Origin of the sequence: Salinicola sp. DM10 (genome assembly GCF_017306975.2) — a bacterium.
Taxonomy (GTDB): domain Bacteria; phylum Pseudomonadota; class Gammaproteobacteria; order Pseudomonadales; family Halomonadaceae; genus Salinicola.
In genome coordinates, this window is the sequence record NZ_JAFLEN020000001.1 from 640,143 (window position 1) to 659,319 (window position 19,177).

Genomic DNA, 19,177 nt, shown 5'->3' on the forward strand with positions numbered 1-19,177 from the left:
CGACGAGACCAGGGTCGACGAGGTCTCGGCGTGAAGGAGAAACGATATTCGTGCGCCTTCTCGGCCACGCAAGTGGCCTGATTCAGCGCAGCGAAAAATCCTCATGGGTCAGGGTCAGGTGCGGGTGATAGGCCGGGTCGGTGAACAGCCTCGCCCCCCAGCGGCGGCGCATGTACTGGGCCTCGCTGGCCGCCCGCGCGCGTTTGGCCTGGGTGTCATCGCTGCCGCGCGAGACCGACTCGTAGTGGTAGAGTTCGGCAAACGGCGTCCACAGGTTGCGGTAGCCGGCGTCACGCACCCGCAGGCACAAGTCGACATCGTTGAACGCCACTGCCAGATGGTCTGCATCGAGGCCGCCAACGGCGGTGAAGACCTCGCGGCGCACCACCAGGCAGGCGGCGGTCACCGCTGAGTAGTTCTGGGCCAGATGTAGGCGCGAGAAGTAGCCCGGCTGATGCCCGCTGAAATACTTGTGCGCATGCCCCGCCACGCCGCCCACACCGAGCACCACGCCGGCGTGCTGGATGGTGCCGTTGGGGTAGTAGAGCTTGGCGCCGACGCAGCCGATCTCGGGGCGACAGGCATGGGCGACCATCTCCGTCAGCCACTCCGGATGCATCGGCTCGATATCGTTGTTGACCAGCCCAAGAACCGTGCCGCGGGCCTGGGCCGCACCGAAGTTGTTGAGCGCCGAGTAGTTGAAAGGCCCCGGCCAGCGCAGCACACGCACCCTTGGGTCGGCGGCGATCGCGGTGAAGAAGTCGAGGGTGGCGGGATCGCGCGAATCGTTGTCGAGGATCAGCAGCTCGAGGTTGGGATAGGCCGTGCGCTCCAGCAGCGCACTCACGCAGGGCTCGAGGATCTCGACCCGATCCCGGGTGGGCACCAGCAGGCTGACCAGCGGTGCCGGCTGCGGCAACGGCCAGTGGACCCGATAGGTATTGGGAAAGCGCCCCGCCTCGACCCGCGCCGCGGGAGTATCGATCGCCAGATGCTCGCGCACCGCGCGCAGCCCGGCGACGCCGGTATAGGCCTTGGACGCGGCCGCGCCAGCGGTCGAGGTACCGGCGGCGCGCCAGTGATAGAGCACCTGGGGAATATGCACGATGCGTTCGCCGCTCAGCCCGCGGGTGCAGCGCAGCGCCAGATCATGATCCTGACTCCCTTCCAGGCCGAGTCGGAACCCGCCCAGCGCCCGCACCCGAGCGGTGCGGTAGACGCTCAGATGCGACAGATAGTTCTGGCCCAGGAGCAGATCCGGATTCCATGCCGGCTTGAAGTGGGGATCGAAGCGCTCACCGCGCTCATCGATCTTGTCCTCGTCGCTGTAGAGCACCTCGGCTTGGGGCGTCTGCTGCAGCGCCTCGGCCACATGAAAGAGCGCATCCCGGGCCAGCTCGTCATCGTGGTCGAGCAGCGCCACGAACTCGCCCCGGGCCAGCTCGAGGGCGCTGTTGCTGGCGGCGCAGATATGCCCGTTGTGCTCCCGCCGTATCAGCGCGATGCGCGTATCTGCCGCCGCGTAGCGCGACAGCGTCCGCATCACCTGCGGGTCGCGCGAGGCGTCGTCGGCGATGCACAGCTGCCAGTGGGGGTAGCTCTGCGCCAGCACCGAGTCGAGACAGCGCGTCAGATACGCAGGCTCGGTGTCATGCGTCGGCAGCAGGATCGAGATCGTCGGGGTCCAGTCGAAGGCGGCCAGGCGCGCGGCGATCGCCTCAGCCGGCGGCATGGGGTGACGGTCGAGCCACGCCCGATAGCTGGCGCTGGGGCAGGTCCGGGCGAAGGTCGCCTCGTACTGCGCCAGTGCCAGCTCGCGCCAGGCCAGCCCGCGCTCGCTCGCACGCCGCTTGAGTGAGGTGATCAGCTGCTGTCGGGGCGTCTGCAGCCAGTCCGGGTGCAGGTTGGTCAGCCGCTGGGCGAGTCGCTCATGGGCAAATCCCGGCGTCAGCCAGACCAGACGCAGATGCTCGACGCTGAACTCCCCGGTGCTCTCCAGCGGATCGAAGCGGATCGCGCGCAGGGTCGGCGGGATATAGCACAGCCGCTTGGAGACGCGCCCGGCGCGCAGCGCCAGATAGAGACTGTGCGCCTCGTCGAAGCCGTCGCCGGTATCGAAATAGAGCTTGACCGCGGCGCCGGCGCCAGCGTGATCCAGGCGCACTTCGAGCATGTGCCAGCCGGGCAGCGGCAGCTGGCGCCGCCACAGGAACTGGGGGTCGTCATCGAGCGCCCGCCAGGCGTAGCGTGACCCCGGCACCGTCAGCGCCTCGAGCCCGGCCAGCGGCAGCAAACGCGGCTGGCAGACCAGGCGCGTGGTGCGCTTGAGCCAGCCCCAGGAGCCCGGAAGCGGAGTCAGGGGCGGCGGCGAGGTCAGCGGGCGCAGCATCACGGCGCCAGCGCCTGCGACAGGCGTTCATCGACCGCGATCTGACAGCGCCCCAACGACTGTCCGGTCAGCAGTACCCGGCACTCCACGCGGTCACCGGGGGCCGCCTTGAGCGGCAGATGAAAACCGACCTGGGCGGCACGCGGTGCGCCCCAGCGCAGGAAGCCCGGGCGCAGCCCGCTGGCCACACAGCAGCCGACACGCGTGTCGTTGACGCGCACCTCCACCTCGACCGGGTAGTCATCGACCGCCCACCAGGCCCAGCCCACCACGCGGTCCGGCTGACACTGCTGTATGCCGCCATGGGCATAGGGTCGGCCCTCGCGCCATAGCGCCAGACGCGTCTCGAACAGCGCCAGAGCCTGGGCGTAGAGGCTGAAGTCGCTCGCGTTGAGTTCACGCAGCGCGGCTTCGTCGGCGGGGTCGATGGAATAGACATGGCTCACCGAGTCGTGGCCCAGATTCTCTGCCAAGTCCGGTATCTGCCAGCCGTAGCGGTCGTTGATCAGCGCCAGCGAGTCGGCATAGCGCTCGGTGATGCCGACCATGCCCAGCGCTTCGAGTCGCGTCGACTCGAGAAAGCGCGCCTGGCGGTCGATCATGTCCTGGCGACGGTAGAAGGTCTGGAAGCTGTCACGGTACTGGTGGTGGCGCACGAAGTGGTGATACTCCGACGCGATCCGCTGCAGCGGTTCGCGCACGAAGGTGAAGCTATCGCGCAGGCCGGCCAGATGGCCGTACTTGTCCATGCCCACATGGCCTGCCAGCAGGCGCACCTGGCGCTCGCGCAGACACTGCCAGAGCTGCCAGCTGTCGCGCCGCTGGTGCGCCCACAGCGCCACCTCGGGGGCGGTCTCGCGCTGTTTCTCACCGTAGTCGTGCCACACGCCCTCGCTGCCCAGGTGGTGACGGGCACCCAGGCGGAAGCTGGTGCCGGCGGTCTTGGGAATATGCACGAAGAAGCGCGGGGGCGGCGGCGGGCTCACCACCGGCAGCAGCAGCCGGATCTCCTCGCGCAGGCGTGCCAGCAGCTCCGACGAGAAGCCCAGGCGCTCCTGATTGAGGTCGTGATTGCGGAAATACTGCATGTCGCGGGTATTGCCGGCGGGCATGTTGGCACGCCCGCGGTTGAGCTTGGTGTCGATGAACTCCTGACGCGACTTGATGTTGTAGTGATAGACCTTCAGCGGGGTGGCGATCACCTCCCGGGTTCGCCCGGAGCGTGGCTGATCGTCGAGAAACGTCACCGGATCGCCGTTGGCGCTGACGTAGCGATAGCCCGGCTCGAGGGTCGCCGCATGCGCGGTCATCGCCTTGACCCGCTGCGGCCTGACGATCGACTTGAAGTGGCAGTTGACGGCATGCGCCTCGACGCTGGCCCGGGTGAAGCGCTCCAGCACGCCGCCAGGCTGGCGCCGCTGCATGTGCGAGGAGCCGAAGATACGCCAGTTGATCGCCACCGCGCCGACGTCCGCCGGCGCCAGCACCGGAGCCAGCCACTCCAGCGGCCGGTCGCAGTGGGGATGGACCAGGAACTCGTCGGCGTCGAGAAACGCCATGAACTCCGTCTCGCGCCCCCAGGTCTCCAGGACGTGCGCGTACCAGCTGGTCTGGGCCTTGTCCTCAGGCGTCCAGCTACAGGTAGTCACCAGACCCAGCCGCTGCCAGCTCGCCAGCAGCAGATCGGTGCCGTCATCGCTGCCGTTGTCGGCGATATAAAAGTGCTCGACGCCGATCATGCGGTGGTAGGCGACCCACTCGGGCAGGTAGTCGCGCTCGTTCTTGACGATCGCCACCATCGCAAGGCGGTAGCTCAGCGCCGGGTCTCTGCGTGCCATCATCTCAACCATGAACCTCCGTCCAGCGTTGGGCCGGGTCGCCCCGGCCCGGGGTGCTCACTCACCGATGAAAGGGTTGCGACCGACTTCACTGATCAGTCGGCCCCACTTGAGGATCTCGCCCTCGTCCAGCGCCTCGTCACCGATGAGCACCTCGGGGAAGCCGAGCGCGCGCCACTTGTCGCGGGGATGCAGGATATGGAAGGTCGTCAGGCCCAGATCGCCCGGCATCTGGGCGTCCGCGACCACGTTGTCGCCGATGTGCAGATGGCGCTGGACACCCTCGGCGGCCAGGTCCTGCTTGACCCGGTGCCAGAGGCTGCCATTGTCCTTGCGCGCCTGCTCCGCGCTCGACACCATCAGCCGGTAGGCCGCGGAGACACCGGCCTTGCGCAGCATCAGGCCGACCTGGTCGCGGGTGTAATAGGTATCCGAGATCACCCACAGCACATGGCCGGAGGCCGCCAGATGGTTGAACAGCTCGACCATCTCGTCCTTGGGCCGGATCATCTCCAGATCGAGTTCGAACTCCTGGCGCATCCACGCCTGGGCCTGGGCCGGCGAGACCTCCAGGCGCTCGGCGAGCTCGTCGTAGATCGCGACGATGTCGACGTCACCCTGAAAATTGGCGCGCTGACGCAGGCTCGCCTCGGCATCGTTGCGCAGCTTGACGAAGGCCCGCGCCGAGGCGACCCGGCCCTGCTCGGCGAGCCGCTTGCCGAGCTTGAGCTTGGCGTAGTCGGCCACCATGTATTCGCGCCGCACCAGGGTGTCGAAGACATCGAAGCTGATGTAGGAGTGGGCCTGGATGCTCGCCAGGTGGTTGCCCAGCCGCCCGTGGTAGCTGGCCGTGATGTAGCCCGAATCGGTGGTGAACTGACCGGTCGGAGGGTAGAAGAAGAGCTGACGGTAGCCCCGGTGCTCGACCAGCGGCCCCAGCACCCGCTCCAGCGCATGCAGCATCGAGTTGTCGTTGGGCAGCGGTTCCGGCGGAAAGTCGGCGTAGGTCCAGCCGCGGTCGATCACCCCGTGCAGAGCCTGCGGGCGTGCCCAGAACATGCCGCCGGCGGGATAGCTGAGAAAATCGGGGATCGACCCCAGCCCCAGCTCGCGCTGCCATGTCTGCATGAAACCCTTGTTCATGGTCTGGTGATTGACCCAGGCCGGCATCATCCAGAAGGTGGTCGGATAGTAGAGCCCCAGGCTCTCGTCTTCAGCGAAGGCGTTGAGCAGGCGCGTGATCACCGAGACATCGCGCAGCAGATACTCGATCAGATACTCCGCCCACTGGGTCTGCTCCTTGCCGGAGTAGAGCGACTTCTTCGAGTGCAGATGGCACAGCAGGTCGTACTCCCCCAGCTGCGGGCCGAACTCCACCAGCATCGGGCCGAAGTTGCGCCCGCGATTGGGCACGACCCGAGTGTGCAGCGCGCGCACTCGAGGATGCTCGGCGAATGCCGCCTGCGCCTTGTCCTCGTGCTCCGCCGCCGCCAGCGTCAGGAACACGTCCACCTCGATCGGGAACCGCGCGATCGCTTCGGCGAAGCGGTCGAGGAAATCGGCATAGAAGACGTGCAGGCACAGCGCCACCTTGAGCGTCGACGCCGCCTCCCCCAGCACTACGCTGGGCGTCACCACCTCGCGCGGGTACCAGCGCACCGTCGCCGGCACGTGCTGGCGCCCCTCGCCGCGGCCGTGCAGCAGATAGTGCTGCAGCGGGCTCTGCTGGGCGTGGAACACGTCCATGTACATGCGGTGGTAGGTCTCGCTGTCGAAGCGCGGCGACGGGTTCACCGGCGCAAAGCGCGACTTGCGCAGATAGTCGTCGAAGGCTTCGCGCTGGGTGGCGAAACGCAGGCCATAGGTGGCCTGATACCACTTGGGATCGAACAGCCCGGTACTCAGCGCATCGATGAAGGCCTGGCTGATCAGGGCGGCGTGGCCGTCGCCGCCGGCCTGGCCCAGCGGCAGCTCCTCGTTGGCCGGCTGGCGCTCGGTCAGCGCTTCGGCATCCTCGGCGCTGGTGGCAGCCACCACATCCACCGGGACCACGTCACCACTGGCCATCGACGCCGCCATGTCGACCAGCACCGGGTCCGGCGCCGGCGATTCGACTGCCTGCTCCGTCTCCTCGAGAACGGGCTGCCGCCGGCGCGCGCGTCCCAGCAGATGTGCCTGGAACAGCCATGGCAACAGCGCCGTCACTTTTCCCTCTGGTTTCATGAGATGCCCCTTGCCCTGGTTCAGATCGCGAACATTTGCATCGGATTGATGATGCCGTTGCCGGTAATGTCGTCATCGACGCTGAACAGGTGCCAGACGTCGTGCGGAATGCAGTTGGGCCGCGTGGCGAAGACCTCGTAGAGGTCCTGAACGTCGCGCCGGGTGTAGCTCACGCCGTGGCGGCGGCAGTCGATGACATGATCGATCGCGCCATCGAAGACCATCTTGAGATCCTGGAAGTGGCGCTGGGTGGCGGCCTCACGGCCGTAGAAGTACTCGAAGCCGCCGTCGTGCTTCTGGCGGATATCGACCATCTGGCCGTGCGGCGCGGTCAGCAGTGACTCGAACAGCAGCGAGCGGTCGAGCATCACGCAGCCATTGCGCCAGCCCACGCCTTCGTGGAACACGCCCTTCAAATGGGCATGGTGGGTACCCACCGCCGCGTCGCCCGGCTTGGTGGCGATGAAGTAGAGCCCCGAGGTATCGCGCCCCAGCACATGCGTGAGCACCTTCTGGATCGTCCCCGAGTAGCCCAGGTCGAGCATCAGCGGACGCTTGTCGGGGTCGTCGAGCCCGCACTGCGTCAGGTAGGCGCGCAGCGCCTCGCGGGTCGGTTCCACCAGCCGGGCCAGCCCCGCCAGATGCGGCGCCAGCCACTGCTGCACCAGCGCCTGATCGCGCGGCAGCTCGCAGGTGAAACGCAGCAGTTCGATCGGTAGCGTGGAGAAGATCTCGTGCAGCTGCAGGCCGAAGCGCTTGCGCATCAGATCGAGCACGCTGCCGCTGAAGTCGTTGCCCAGCGCCATCGGCATGATTGCGGGGTCGCCGAGCATGGCGCGGAACAGCAGCGTGCGGGAGACGCGCAGGTAGATCGGCGCATGCGGCAGCGAGATCAGCGAGGCCCGTTCGAGGCGCTGCAGCAAGCGGTAGAAACACCACCCCTCCCGCGCCAGACAGACCGGCAGGTGCCCTTCCGCTTCGGCCTCGATGGACTCCGCGTAGCAGTGGAGTGCCGGACCGAGAAAGGTCGATCCGAAGTCGTGGAGTGCCCGACTCTTGGCTTGCATGAACTGTCCCCTTGGCGTCGCCCGCATGGTGCGTCGTCGTTCGATCCCGCCGGACCGCTGATCACAGCGTCACGGCGATGAGTTTCATCAAACTCTTGCTACTGGTTTTACTGATACGGCTCTGCGTCAATAAAGGCAGCTTCACTGCGCTAAAAAAGACACGCTCACTGCAGAAATAAAAGTTTCGTTACCGAGAGAGACACTCCATGAACGCCAAGCAGCTTCATTTTACGGACATCGAATACCGTCATCTCATCGTTCAGTCATGACATCAGCGATATCATCGACCGACCTACATCGATAAATCTTTTATTCCGCCCATCGTCAGCTCAACGGCTCGCAACCGATCGCCGTTCTCACCTCGACTCTCCCGGGTAACGTCGCCCAACAAGAGCCGCCACCGACTGGCAATTGGTGAACAATGCATCCGCCGCGACATCAGGGAAATAAAAGACCCGATGCGCGTATCCTGGCACTGGCTTCAGCCGCGCTCGATCAATTCCCAATCGCTGCCCACCCACACGCCCAGTCGAATAACAGACAAATAGTTTTTATATTCAATGGCTTGAAAACACAGTCCAAACGACAGACAAGCGTTTGGCGACAACACACTGATGGCGCCGTCATCGCTTCGTATTCAAACCGTCATGCCAGACTCACCTGCTCGCCGCCAGTTATCCCAGGTATTTTTCCAGCAATTGTTATAGACACGGCTGCGGCAACTATTACTGCAACATATGTTCCTGGCAACTTCTGCAACGTGACTAACATGTTCACTACGGAATAACGTCTAGCCGATGTCATGCATTCCCACAGCAACAGGCGATGGCATTCTGGATATCCGATCGGCAAGCGATAATCGCTTGTTATCGCCATTCACCCAAGGTGGCATTTTCGCCATCAAGGAGACGTGCTATTTCATGGCTTTCAGAATAATCTCGCGCCCGAGCGAGTAGAAGATGGTTTTACTCATCGATATCCGCGAAGTGCGGATCAGGCGAACTCACACTCGCCAGATGAGAAGACGCCGTAGCGCCGAGCGCCGATAGTTTTCGTACAGAGCCAAGGGGCCCGCCGGCGCGGGCCCCGCTCATGCCGTCACCTCGGTGAGGGTCTTGCCCCGGCCGACCGCGTAGTAGTCGATACCCGCGTCGAGCATGACATCGGGTTCGTAGAGGTTGCGGCCATCGACCACCACCGGGTGGCGCAGTTGGTCACGAATCCAGGCCGCGTCCAGGGTGCGGAACTCCTTCCACTCGGTGCAGATCACCAGCGCATCGGCTTTTCGGACCGCCTGTATCCGATCGGCGACCAGGATCAGGTCGTCGCGCTCGCCGTAGATGCGTCGACACTCGCGCATCGCCTCCGGATCGTAGGCCTGCACCACCGCGCCGGCCGCCCACAGCGACTCCATCAGCGTACGGCTGGGCGCATCGCGCATGTCATCGGTTTCCGGCTTGAAGGCGAGCCCCCAGAGGGCGATGGTCTTGCCCTGCAAGTCGCCACCGAACGCCGCGGAGAGCTTGTCGAACAGGGTCGTTTTCTGGCGTCGATTGACCGCCTCTACCGCCTCCAGCAGCTCAGCGCTGTAGCCGACCTTGGCCGCGGTGCGCGACAGCGCCTGCACGTCCTTGGGGAAGCAGGAGCCCCCGTAGCCGCAGCCGGGATAGATGAAGTGGTAGCCGATGCGCGGGTCCGAGCCGATGCCACGGCGCACGTCCTCGATATCCGCCCCCAGGCGTTCGGCCAGATTGGCGATCTCGTTCATGAAGCTGATCTTGGTCGCCAGCATGGCGTTGGCGGCGTACTTGGTCAGCTCCGCCGCGCGTACGCTCATGAACATCATCTTTTCGCGGTTGCGGTTGTAGGGGGCGTAGCACTCGCGCATCAGTTCATCGACCTTGGGCGAGGCCGAGCCGACGACGATCCGCGCGCCGCGGGTGAAGTCCTCCAGCGCCGAGCCCTCTTTCAAGAACTCCGGATTGGAGCAGACGTCGAACGCCAGCTCGACGCCACGCTCGGCGAGCACGCTGGCGATGCGCGCCTGCACGCGGTCGGCGGTGCCCACCGGCACGGTCGACTTGTCGACCACCACCTTGTACCCATCCATATGGCGGCCGATGGTCGCGGCCACCGCCAGCACGTACTGCAGGTCGGCGCTGCCATCCTCGTCCGGCGGTGTGCCCACGGCGATGAACTGCAGCACCCCGTGGCGCACCGCCTCGGTGGCATCGGTGGTGAAGGCGAGCCGCTCGGCTTCGACGTTGCGCAGCACCATCGACTCCAGCCCGGGCTCGTAGATCGGGATCTCGCCGCGGCGCAGGCGTGCGATCTTGTCCTCGTCGATATCCACACAGACCACGCTGTGGCCCACGTCGGCGAGACAGGCGCCGGTCACCAGGCCAACGTAGCCGGTGCCGAATACGGTAATTTTCATCGACATCTATCCTCTTGGAAAAATGCGCAAGGCGCGGGTAAGACGGTCAGCAGAGACTTTCAGGAAAGGCGTTCAGGAAAGACGTTCAGCAAAGATGTCCAGACCAGGTGGTCGTGCAGGAGCCTCGGGAAATCGCCTCCCTGCAAACAGGCTCACCAACCGCAACGTAGCGGTCCGCGTGATGGGCGGCGTGGTGAAGGCATGTTGTGAGGGTATAGAGGCGACAAGGGCCCGCCAGATCAGGCGAAGGTAGGCGCCTCGGCAAGCGAGCGGGCCTCGGCATCCTTGGCCGAGAGCACCGGCGCGGCATCAACCAGCGGCCAGTCGATGGCCAGCGCCGGATCGTTCCAGGCCAGGCCATGCTCATCACCGGGGGCGTAGTAGTCGGTGCACTTGTACTGGAACTCCGCCACCTCGGTGGTGACATAAAAGCCATGGGCGAAACCCGGCGGCACCCACAGCTGCTGCTTGTTGTCGGCGCTCAGCAGCGCCCCGACCCAGCGGCCGAAAGTGGGCGAGCTGCGGCGCAGGTCCACCGCGACATCGAACACCTCGCCGCGGGTGACGCGGACCAGCTTGCCCTGCGGGTGCTCGAGCTGATAGTGCAGGCCACGCAGGATGCCGCGGCCGGAGCAGCTGTGGTTGTCCTGCACGAAGCGGTAGTCGCCGCAGTGGGTCACGAACTCGCTGTGGCGGAAGGACTCGAGAAAGAAGCCGCGTGAGTCGCCGAATATCTGCGGCGTCATCAGCACGACATCGGGAATCGCCAGGCGCTCATAGATCATGGTGCGCACTCCCCCTCTTCTATAGATATGGCAGTCGATGGACGTCAGTCGATGTAAGGCACCCGGGGCTGGACCTCGTGCCCTAGGCCACCGACCCCGGCTGTGCGTCCTGCAAACGCTGCATCAGATACTGGCCATAGCCGGTTTTCTTCAGCGCCTCGGCGCGCGCCGCCAGCTGGCGCTCGTCGATCCAGCCCTGGTTCCAGGCGATCTCTTCGAGGCAGGCCACCTTCAGCCCCTGACGGTGCTCGATGGTCTGCACGTACTGACCCGCTTCGAGCAGGCTGTCGTGGGTGCCGGTATCCAGCCAGGCGAAGCCGCGGCCGAGACGTTCGACCTGTAGATCGCCGCGCTCGAGATAGGCGTTGTTGACGCAGGTGATCTCGAGTTCGCCGCGGGCAGAGGGCTTGACGCTTTTGGCGATCTCGACGATGTCGTTGTCGTAGAAGTAGAGTCCGGTCACCGCGTAGGGCGAGCGCGGCCGGATCGGCTTCTCCTCGATCGACAGCGCCCGGCCGTCGGCATCGAACTCGACCACGCCAAAGCGCTCCGGGTCCTTGACCAGATAGCCGAACACGGTGGCACCGCGCTCCCGCGCCGAGGCGCGCTTCAACTGATCCGAAAAGTGCTGGCCGTGGAACAGGTTGTCGCCGAGCACCAGACACACCGGGTCGTCGCCGATGAAGGTTTCGCCGATCAGGAATGCCTGCGCCAGGCCGTCCGGCGAGGGCTGCACGGCGTAGTCGAAGCGCACCCCGAACTGCTCGCCATCACCCAGCAAGTTGCGGTACTGGGGCAGATCGTCCGGGGTCGAGATGATCAGGATGTCGCGGATGCCGGCCAGCATCAGCACCGAGATCGGGTAGTAGATCATCGGCTTGTCATAGACCGGCAGCAGCTGCTTGGAGATACCCTGCGTGATCGGATGCAGCCGCGTGCCGGAACCGCCGGCGAGAATGATGCCCTTGCGTGCCATGGTAGAACTCCCTGTCGGTATGGCCGACGAATCGTTGGATCGCACCGTGACGCCGGTGCCAGCGTGATACCGGGGTCAGCGGCATCGAAAAGACCGTTGAAGCGCGCGCCGCTTCAGCCCAGGCGCTCGTCGAGCGTCAGCGCCAGCTGCGTGCGCCAGTCCGGCAGGCGCACACCGAGCGCGCGCTCCAGCTTGTCGAGCGCCAGGCGCGAATTGAGCGGACGCCGGGCCGGCGTCGGGTAGTCGGCGGTGGCGATGGCGGCCACCGCCTGGTCGTCGGCCAGCGCCAGGGGGACGCCACGGGCACGGGCCTGGGCGAAGATCTCGCGGGCGAAACCGTGCCAGCTGGTCTCGCCTCGGGAGGCCAGGTGGTAGACCCCGCCCGCGAGCCGTCCGGCCAGGCGCGCCCGCAGCGCCAGCAGCGACAGCGTGGCGATCAGCCGCGCCGGTGTCGGCGCACCGATCTGGTCGGCGACCACGCCGAGCCGCTCGCGCTCGGCGCCCAGACGCAACATGGTGTCGAGGAAATTGCGCCCGCGGGCGGCATAGACCCAGCTGGTGCGCAGGATCAGCGCCTCCGGCGCGGCCGTCAGTAGCGCCTCGTCGCCGGCCAGCTTGGTCGCGCCGTAGTGGCCGAGCGGGCCGGTGGCGCTGGTCTCCTGCCAGGGAGCCTGGCCGCTGCCGGGATAGACGTAGTCGGAGCTGTAGTGCAGCAGTTCGCAGCCACCGCCAGCGGCGAAGTCCGCCAGCTGGGCCGGCAGCTCGGCGTTGAGCCGCTGCGCCGCGGCTCGCTCTTTTTCGGCGGCGTCGACCGCAGTCCAGGCGGCGGCGTTGACGATCATCGTCGGACGCAGGGTATCGAGGGCGGCGGCGACCTTGGCTGCGCTCATCAGATCGAGCTCGGCCCGGTTCGGGGCGACGATCTCGCCCAGCGGCGCCAGCTGCCGGCGCAGCTCGAACCCGACCTGGCCGCTGCCCCCCAGAATCAGCAGTGTCATGCGGTCTCCCCCAGGCGTTCGCCCTGATAGCTGCCGTTCTGGACCCGCCGCCACCAGACCTCGTTGTCGAGGAACCAGCGCACCGTCTTGCGCAGCCCACTGTCGAAGGTCTCGCGGGGCTGCCACCCCAGTTCGCGCTGGATCTTGCTGGCATCGATGGCGTAGCGCTGGTCATGCCCGGGGCGATCGCTGACGAAGGTGATCAGATCCGCGTAGTGCGCCACCCCCGCCGGCTTGGCCGGCGCCAGCTCCTCGAGCAGCGCGCAGATCGTGCGCACCACCTCGATATTGGTCTTCTCGTTGTGCCCACCGATGTTGTAGGTCTCGCCCACCGCCCCTTCGGTCGCGACCTGGATCAGCGCCCGGGCGTGATCCTCGACATAGAGCCAGTCGCGCACCTGCAGGCCATTGCCGTAGACCGGGAGCGGGCGTCCGGCGAGGGCGTTGAGGATGGTCAGCGGGATCAGCTTCTCGGGGAAGTGATAGGGCCCGTAGTTGTTGGAGCAGTTGGTGACCAGCGTGGGCAGGTCGAAGGTGCGCTGCCACGCCCGCACCAGGTGATCGGAGCTCGCCTTACTGGCCGAATAGGGCGAGCTCGGCGCGTAAGGGGTGCGCTCGGTGAACAGATCGTCGACGCCGTGCAGGTCGCCGTAGACCTCGTCGGTGGAGATGTGGTGGAAGCGGAACGCCGCCGCCTTGGCCGGATCGCGCGTCTTGAGCTCCTTCCAGTACTGGCGCGCGGTCTCCAGCAGCGTGTAGGTGCCCACCACGTTGGTCTCGATGAATGCCGCGGGACCATCGATGGAGCGGTCGACATGGCTCTCCGCGGCCAGGTGCATGACCACGTCCGGTGCCAGTTCGCGGAACAGCCGCGCCATCACCTTGGCATCGCAGATATCGCCGAGCCGGAACTCGTAGCGCTCGCTGTCGTCGACCGGCGCCAGTGACTCCGGGTTGCCGGCATAGGTCAGCTTGTCGACGTTGACGACACGGTGCGGGGTCTCGCGGATCAGCTCGCGGATCACCGCGGAGCCGATGAAGCCGGCGCCGCCGGTGACCAGAAATGTCTTGGCAGAGGTCGTATCGGTGTATTCGTTCATGGTCGTGTTCTCGTTCTCATGGGCGCCGTCTGTGGCGATAGGCGCTGTCTGTGGGTGCCGTTCAGGTGCCAGGGAGCGCGTACGGCATCAGTCGCGATGGTCTTTCACGATCAGAATCAGCATGTTGAGAATCAAAGTGAGGAACAGGGCGATCACCGCGAACACCACCGAGTTGTAGAGCCGCTCGGGCTGTTCGGGGTACTCCGGCAGGGTCGGCTCCTGCAGCACCGAGACCTGCTTGAGCTTGCGTGCCGCTTCGATGCGCGTGTTCTCCAGCGCCGCCAGCGCGCCGGAGTAGCTGTCCTGGGCGAACTGCGCCTTGAGCAGCAGGGTCTGGTACTCGGAGGAGATGCGGTTCAAGGCCGTACCGGATTGGCGCGCCAGGCGCTCGCGCTCCTGCACGATCTGGTTGTCGAGCGCGGAGATCTCGCTCTCGATGCGCACCATCTCCGGCGAGCGCGTGCTCTGATAGCTGGCCAGCGCGCGCTTGCGCGCCTTGGCGATGGCCAGCTGCCCTTCCAGCCCCGAGACCACCGACTCCAGGCTCTCCACGGTGCCGGTGGGCGACACCAGGCCGTTGACGTTCTGGTAGTCGAGCAGGTCGTTACGAGTCTGCTGGAACTGCTTCTCCAGCACCGCCACCTGCTTCTCCAGGAACTTGACCTGCTCCTGGGCCAGGCGCTGCCCCATCTCGTTCATGTGGCGCTCGCCGTCTTCCAGCAGCAGCTCGGCGATGCGATGGGCCTCCTGCGGGGTAAAGGCCTCGACGTCGATGCGCAGCACCCCGGCATAGTCGTCGAGCTCCACCGAGACCCGCTTGAGGTAGTAGTCGTGGAGCTCCTCCAGCGGCGCGTTCTCATCGTCCAGGGCGCTGAAGTAGTCGGCACCGGCGTTGGCGTAGTGCTGGCGGAAGTCGGCCTGGGTGATCAGCAGCTTGAGCATGTCCACCGAGCGCAGGTAGTCACGCAGCAGCAGCATGTCGGCGGTGTTGGCGGCGCCGCTGCCGCTGAGCAGCGAGCTGAAACTGAGTGTGGGCGCGGCGATCTGCGGGCTCTCGAGCACCACGTTGGCATGGGAGACATAGCGGTCGCTGGCCCATAGCGCCCAGTAGGCGGAGACCACGGCGATCGCCACGAAGCACAGAATCCAGTGCAGGTAGTTGCGTACAGAGAGCGGCTTCTTCATGACCGTTTCGCCTTTGCTGAGGTCTTGTCGGGGGACGTGTTGTTGGCCGTGGACCTTTGCTGGCCCCGGGGGCCACCTTTGCGCCCCTTGCGGGCGGTGAACTGCTGCACCTGGCGACGCGCTTCGTGGACCCGTTCACGAGCGTCGTCGAGACGCCAGCGCAGGGTCTCCTCGGGGGTTGCCGCCGTTTCCGCGGCGCTGTCGCCGACGGCATCGAGGGCTTCTCGGGCGGCGTCGAAGTGCACATTGGCCTCGGCCAGCGCCTGCTTGGCCTCCTCCAGATTGCGGGGCGTGGCCGGCCGCGGCGGTACGTAGCCGTCACCGGCGCTGTGGTAGGCCTCGATGGCGGCCTCTATCTCGTCGAACCAGAACGCGCGGCCGCGATCGAGCAGAATCCCGGCCTGACAGAACTCGCGCAGCACGCCCTCGCCGTGGGAAACCATGATCAAGCTGGCGCGGCCGATGCGCGCCTTGAACGCCTCGCTCGCCTTCTGCTTGAAGTGGCGGTCGCCCACCGCGGTGGCCTCGTCGGAGAGGTAGACGTCGAAGTCGAAGGCCAACGACAGCCCGAAGGCGAGCCGCGAGCGCATCCCCGAGGAGTAGGTCTTGATTGGCTCGTCGAAGGCCCGGCCGATGTCGGCGAAGCTCTCCACCGCCGCGATGATCTGCTCGATCTCGTCGTCGGCGCCGTGGATTCGGGCGACGAACTTGACGTTCTGACGACCGGTCATCGAGCCCTGGAAGCCGCCGGCCAGGCCGATCGGCCAGGAGACTCGGCTGGCGCGCACGATCTCGCCGCGGTCCGGGGTATCCATGCCGCCGATCAGGCGCAGCAGGGTCGACTTGCCGGCGCCGTTACGCCCCAGCAGGCCGACGCTGACCCCGGCGGGGATGCTCAGATTGATGTCCTCGAGCACCCACTGGCTGCCGTGGTGGTTGTGATAGCGCTTGTAGAGATGACGGATATCGATCATGGCTCGCTCCTCCGCGCTAGTGCGCTTTCAACCTGGCGGCGAAACGGATGTGCAGCAGCAGGCCCAGCGCCAGCAGCGACAGCGCCCAGAACCAGAGGTAGGTCATGTCGATATCATTGAGGGTGTGATAGCCGGGAAAGAACGCGACTCGCATGCTCTCCAGGCCGTGGACCAGCGGGTTCCACAGCAGGTAGTCGCGGTAGGGGTACGGCACGTACATCACCGGCAGGATCACGCCCGAGAGCAGCAGCAGCGGCAGGTTGAGAATGCGCACCACGCGGCCGAATTCCGGCACCAGGTCACCGAGCACCGAGACCGTCAGCCCCGCGCCCCAACCCAGCGCCCACAGCGACAGCCAGTCGAGCAGCACGCCGAGGGGGTGATCCGGCATCAGCTCGAACTTCAGCAGGTCGCCGATCAGCATGAACATCAGAAACAGGAAGGACTTGAGCATGCCTTCCAGGAAGCAGCGCACCAGCACGGTATCGACCGGCTTGACCTGGCGGTAGGCGAACAGCCCCTTATTGGCGTCGATCGCCCCCAGCGCGCGCATCATGTTCTCGCGGAACAGCCCGAAGCCCATCAGCCCGACGATCATCCACGGCACGTGGTCGGCGCCGGAGATCTCGCTGCCGGACATGAACAGCCCGCGGATCGAGACCATCACGCCGATGATCGCCAGCGGCTCGAAGATCATCCAGAACCAGCCCATACGGTCGGCCATGGTGCGCGAGATCGCTTCACGCATGAACATCGCGAACCAGACGCTGCGGGCCACCCGCCAGGCACCGCGCGGGCGGGCCCCGGCGATCGGAAGCATGGAGTCAGCCATGCGCGCGCCCTCCTCTCGCTGCGGCGCTCATAGGTCGAGCGCCACTTTGGTCGCTACCGCAACCTGATAGAGGATCTGGGTGATGCTCGCCGCCAGTTCGATATTGCTGGTCGGCGCTGCGGGCAGCACGATGATCTCGTCACCGGCGCGCATGCGGGTCTGGCCGGCATGCATCACCGCACCGTTGCGATGCACCACCAGCACCTGGTCCTCGTCGGCACGCGGGGTGAAGCCGCCGGCCAGGCGGATATAGTCGTCGGCGTTCATCCCCGGGGTGAACACCAGCGCCTGCGGAATCACCACTTCGCCGCTGAGCAGCACCGAATCGGTGCTCTCGGGGATGGTGACGATATCGCCATCCTGCAGGCGGATATCGGCGACCCCGCTGTCACGCGCCACCACCAGCCGGCCGTTGGGCTTGACCTGGGCCGCCTTCTGCACGAAGCGCTCGATCAGCTCCGCCTGGCGCACCTGGATCTCGCCCTCCTTGGCGGTGCGCGAGGGGTAGCCGAGGTAGGTGGTCTCGAGCCGGCGCAGGCTCTCCTTGAGCGATGCCGCCTGCTGGCGGGCGACGCTGATCCGCCGGATCGAGACATCCCGATAGCTGGTCATGTCGCGGGGCACGCTGATCGCGTTGAGCAGCTCGCCCAGCTTGGCGTTGCGCGGCAGCGCATAGCGCGAGGGGCCGTAGTAGCTGCCTTCGACCTGCACCACGATGGTCTCGTCGCGCTGATCGGCGCTGAACAGCACCTCGTCACCGCGGCGAACCTCGGCGGCCCGGAACGCCGCCAGCGGCAGGTAGCGCGACAGCGGACCCTCGGGCCGGCTGCCACGCAGCAGCACGTGCGAGACGCCGGCCTTGAGCCGCGCCAGGTCGAGCACGTCCTGTCCGGTCAGGCCGTCGCCCACCAGCTCGTAGCGATAGTCCTTCTGCACGTCCCCGACCACGCTGATCGCCGGGCCGCGCGCCTCCACCACCAGGGTGTCGCCGTCGCGGAACTGCGGCCGCGCGATCTCACCGTCGAGCAGGAAGTCATACAGATCGACCACGCCGATCACCCGGCTGCCGCGTTTGATCAGCACCCGGCGATAGCTGCCCAGCGCCTGGTCGATACCGCCGGCCTGGTCGAGGAAATAGAGCACCGAGTCGTTGGGCGTGCCCGAGTAGCGTCCGGGGCTGTTGACGTAGCCGGTCACGAACACGCCGACCGGCTGCACGCCCTGCAGATTGGTGTAGACGCTGACGTTCTCGGGGTAGACCGACTGGATCGCGCCGCGCACCTTGGCATTGAGCTGGGCATTGGAGATACCCTGGACCTGCAGCGGCCCGATCCGCGGTAGGAAGATGTTGCCCTGGGCGTCCACCACCAGCACCCGGTCGAGCTCCACCCCGCCCCACACCCGAATGGTGATCTGGTCACCCGGTTTGATCAGGTAGGCCGGGTTGAGGCCATCGGCCATGGTGCCGCGGAAGCCCCCGGTGAACAGGTTGGCGCCGAACGGCGGCAGCGACTCCGGATCGACCGGCGCCTGGGTGCGCGGATCGACCGGCCCATAGGTGCCGCTGTCCCAGTCGGCCCGCGGAATCTCCTCGACCCCGGCCGCGCTCGAATCCGCGGTCAGCGGCTGCGCCTCGGCATCGCTACCGAGCAGCGAGCTGCTATCGACGCCGATCGACTGCGCGTGGACCGCGCCGGCGTTCAGCCACGCTACCGCCACCAGGCACATTGCCCGGGAAATCCATGCTGCGCGCTTCATGTTGTGTTCCTGCCCTAGACTCGTTGTCGGCCGGCGCGGGGGCTCAAGGCGCCCGGCTGCGGCTCGGTTATTGGCCGCGCAGCGTGACCGCGGCCAGTGGCGGCGGCGGCGCTGGCTAGCGCACCACCTCGGTCACCAGCCGCTGGGTGTACCAGCCGCGGGCGGCGACCCGGCAGGCCACCTCGCCGCTACCCAGGGCCGCCGGTACCGCCCCTCGGCTCACGTCGAGCCGTAGGCACTCATGGCCGCTGGCGGCGAAGTAGCGCTCGCGGGCGTAAACGGTGACGTTGCCGCCCCAGGGCGACGCCGCCAGCGTGGTCACGGCGCCATCCGGCGCGCGCTCGAGAAAGGCGCTCAGGGCCGGGCCGGCGGGCGTGGCATCCGCCATGGCCAGGGTGTCGGCGGCGCCGGGCTGGCCGCCCGGCGCGGCACAGCCGGTCAGGCCGGCGGCCAGCACCAGGGTGGCTGCCAGCCACACCGGCCTGTGCCTGCGGGCTCGCGTCTGGCTGCGAGCTCGGGTGTGGGGTCTGCGTACGTGTTGTGTATGCTGCATGCGGGTTATCCTCCTGCTTGCCCTGCCTGGCCCGCCGGCCGCCCGGCCAGCGGGTTCACGTC

The 19,177-nt window shown here is 66.4% G+C and carries 14 protein-coding genes; all 14 read right to left on the reverse strand.

Annotation, left to right across the window (positions count from 1 at the left end; all coding sequences use genetic code 11):
• Positions 1-82: 82 nt before the first annotated feature.
• The 14 genes from J0A90_RS02975 to J0A90_RS03040 all read right to left on the reverse strand — a co-directional run bounded on the left by J0A90_RS02975 (position 83) and on the right by J0A90_RS03040 (position 19,040).
• Entirely contained in the window at positions 83-2,389 is a 2,307-nt protein-coding gene (locus J0A90_RS02975) for a glycosyltransferase (RefSeq protein WP_207036034.1), read from the reverse strand.
• Positions 2,389-4,230 (reverse strand): glycosyltransferase family 2 protein, encoded by a 1,842-nt coding sequence (locus tag J0A90_RS02980; RefSeq protein ID WP_207036035.1) that lies wholly within the window; start codon positions 4,228-4,230, stop codon positions 2,389-2,391. Before J0A90_RS02980 ends, J0A90_RS02975 begins: the two co-directional genes overlap by 1 nt.
• Before the next feature lie 54 nt (positions 4,231-4,284).
• Positions 4,285-6,450: a rhamnan synthesis F family protein gene (locus J0A90_RS02985; RefSeq protein WP_207036037.1), complete on the reverse strand. Its 2,166-nt coding sequence runs from the start codon at positions 6,448-6,450 to the stop codon at positions 4,285-4,287.
• A 20-nt stretch (positions 6,451-6,470) separates the two neighbouring features.
• The gene (locus tag J0A90_RS02990) at positions 6,471-7,517 is read right to left on the reverse strand and encodes a hypothetical protein (protein ID WP_207036039.1); all 1,047 of its coding nucleotides are present in this window, start codon (positions 7,515-7,517) and stop codon (positions 6,471-6,473) included.
• Between the two features lie 1,090 nt (positions 7,518-8,607).
• A complete protein-coding gene (locus J0A90_RS02995; RefSeq protein ID WP_207036041.1) occupies positions 8,608-9,954 on the reverse strand; it encodes a UDP-glucose/GDP-mannose dehydrogenase family protein in 1,347 nt (448 codons plus the stop codon).
• A gap of 239 nt (positions 9,955-10,193) precedes the next feature.
• Entirely contained in the window at positions 10,194-10,739 is a 546-nt protein-coding gene (rfbC, locus tag J0A90_RS03000; RefSeq protein ID WP_207036044.1) for a dTDP-4-dehydrorhamnose 3,5-epimerase, read from the reverse strand.
• Positions 10,740-10,821: 82 nt separating this feature from the next.
• Entirely contained in the window at positions 10,822-11,715 is an 894-nt protein-coding gene (gene rfbA / locus J0A90_RS03005; protein ID WP_106420039.1) for a glucose-1-phosphate thymidylyltransferase RfbA, read from the reverse strand.
• 113 nt (positions 11,716-11,828) lie between these two features.
• Complete coding sequence (gene rfbD, locus J0A90_RS03010; RefSeq protein WP_207036046.1) at positions 11,829-12,713, reverse strand: dTDP-4-dehydrorhamnose reductase; 885 nt, start codon at positions 12,711-12,713, stop codon at positions 11,829-11,831.
• A complete protein-coding gene (gene rfbB / locus J0A90_RS03015) occupies positions 12,710-13,813 on the reverse strand; it encodes a dTDP-glucose 4,6-dehydratase (RefSeq protein WP_207036048.1) in 1,104 nt (367 codons plus the stop codon). Before rfbB ends, rfbD begins: the two co-directional genes overlap by 4 nt.
• Before the next feature lie 87 nt (positions 13,814-13,900).
• Complete coding sequence (locus tag J0A90_RS03020; RefSeq protein ID WP_207036050.1) at positions 13,901-14,998, reverse strand: chain-length determining protein; 1,098 nt, start codon at positions 14,996-14,998, stop codon at positions 13,901-13,903.
• The gene (locus J0A90_RS03025; RefSeq protein ID WP_207036052.1) at positions 14,995-15,972 is read right to left on the reverse strand and encodes an ABC transporter ATP-binding protein; all 978 of its coding nucleotides are present in this window, start codon (positions 15,970-15,972) and stop codon (positions 14,995-14,997) included. Before J0A90_RS03025 ends, J0A90_RS03020 begins: the two co-directional genes overlap by 4 nt.
• 16 nt (positions 15,973-15,988) lie before the next feature.
• Positions 15,989-16,804 carry an ABC transporter permease gene (locus J0A90_RS03030; protein WP_233076450.1) on the reverse strand — a complete coding sequence of 272 codons (816 nt, stop codon included), beginning with the start codon at positions 16,802-16,804 and terminating at the stop codon, positions 15,989-15,991.
• Positions 16,805-16,831: 27 nt separating this feature from the next.
• Positions 16,832-18,562 carry a polysaccharide biosynthesis/export family protein gene (locus tag J0A90_RS03035; RefSeq protein ID WP_207036054.1) on the reverse strand — a complete coding sequence of 577 codons (1,731 nt, stop codon included), beginning with the start codon at positions 18,560-18,562 and terminating at the stop codon, positions 16,832-16,834.
• Between the two features lie 115 nt (positions 18,563-18,677).
• Positions 18,678-19,040, reverse strand: coding sequence for a DVU3141 family protein (locus J0A90_RS03040; protein ID WP_207036056.1), 363 nt, complete (start codon positions 19,038-19,040; stop codon positions 18,678-18,680).
• Between the last annotated feature and the right edge of the window lie 137 nt (positions 19,041-19,177).

Coding starts and splice junctions, on each gene's coding strand:
- J0A90_RS02975 (WP_207036034.1), bottom strand. CDS start 2,389: ATGCTGCGCCCGCTGACCTCGCCGCCGCCCCTGACTCCGCTTCCGGGC.
- J0A90_RS02980 (WP_207036035.1), bottom strand. CDS start 4,230: ATGATGGCACGCAGAGACCCGGCGCTGAGCTACCGCCTTGCGATGGTG.
- J0A90_RS02985 (WP_207036037.1), bottom strand. CDS start 6,450: ATGAAACCAGAGGGAAAAGTGACGGCGCTGTTGCCATGGCTGTTCCAG.
- J0A90_RS02990 (WP_207036039.1), bottom strand. CDS start 7,517: ATGCAAGCCAAGAGTCGGGCACTCCACGACTTCGGATCGACCTTTCTC.
- J0A90_RS02995 (WP_207036041.1), bottom strand. CDS start 9,954: ATGAAAATTACCGTATTCGGCACCGGCTACGTTGGCCTGGTGACCGGC.
- rfbC (WP_207036044.1), bottom strand. CDS start 10,739: ATGATCTATGAGCGCCTGGCGATTCCCGATGTCGTGCTGATGACGCCG.
- rfbA (WP_106420039.1), bottom strand. CDS start 11,715: ATGGCACGCAAGGGCATCATTCTCGCCGGCGGTTCCGGCACGCGGCTG.
- rfbD (WP_207036046.1), bottom strand. CDS start 12,713: ATGACACTGCTGATTCTGGGGGGCAGCGGCCAGGTCGGGTTCGAGCTG.
- rfbB (WP_207036048.1), bottom strand. CDS start 13,813: ATGAACGAATACACCGATACGACCTCTGCCAAGACATTTCTGGTCACC.
- J0A90_RS03020 (WP_207036050.1), bottom strand. CDS start 14,998: ATGAAGAAGCCGCTCTCTGTACGCAACTACCTGCACTGGATTCTGTGC.
- J0A90_RS03025 (WP_207036052.1), bottom strand. CDS start 15,972: ATGATCGATATCCGTCATCTCTACAAGCGCTATCACAACCACCACGGC.
- J0A90_RS03030 (WP_233076450.1), bottom strand. CDS start 16,804: ATGGCTGACTCCATGCTTCCGATCGCCGGGGCCCGCCCGCGCGGTGCC.
- J0A90_RS03035 (WP_207036054.1), bottom strand. CDS start 18,562: ATGAAGCGCGCAGCATGGATTTCCCGGGCAATGTGCCTGGTGGCGGTA.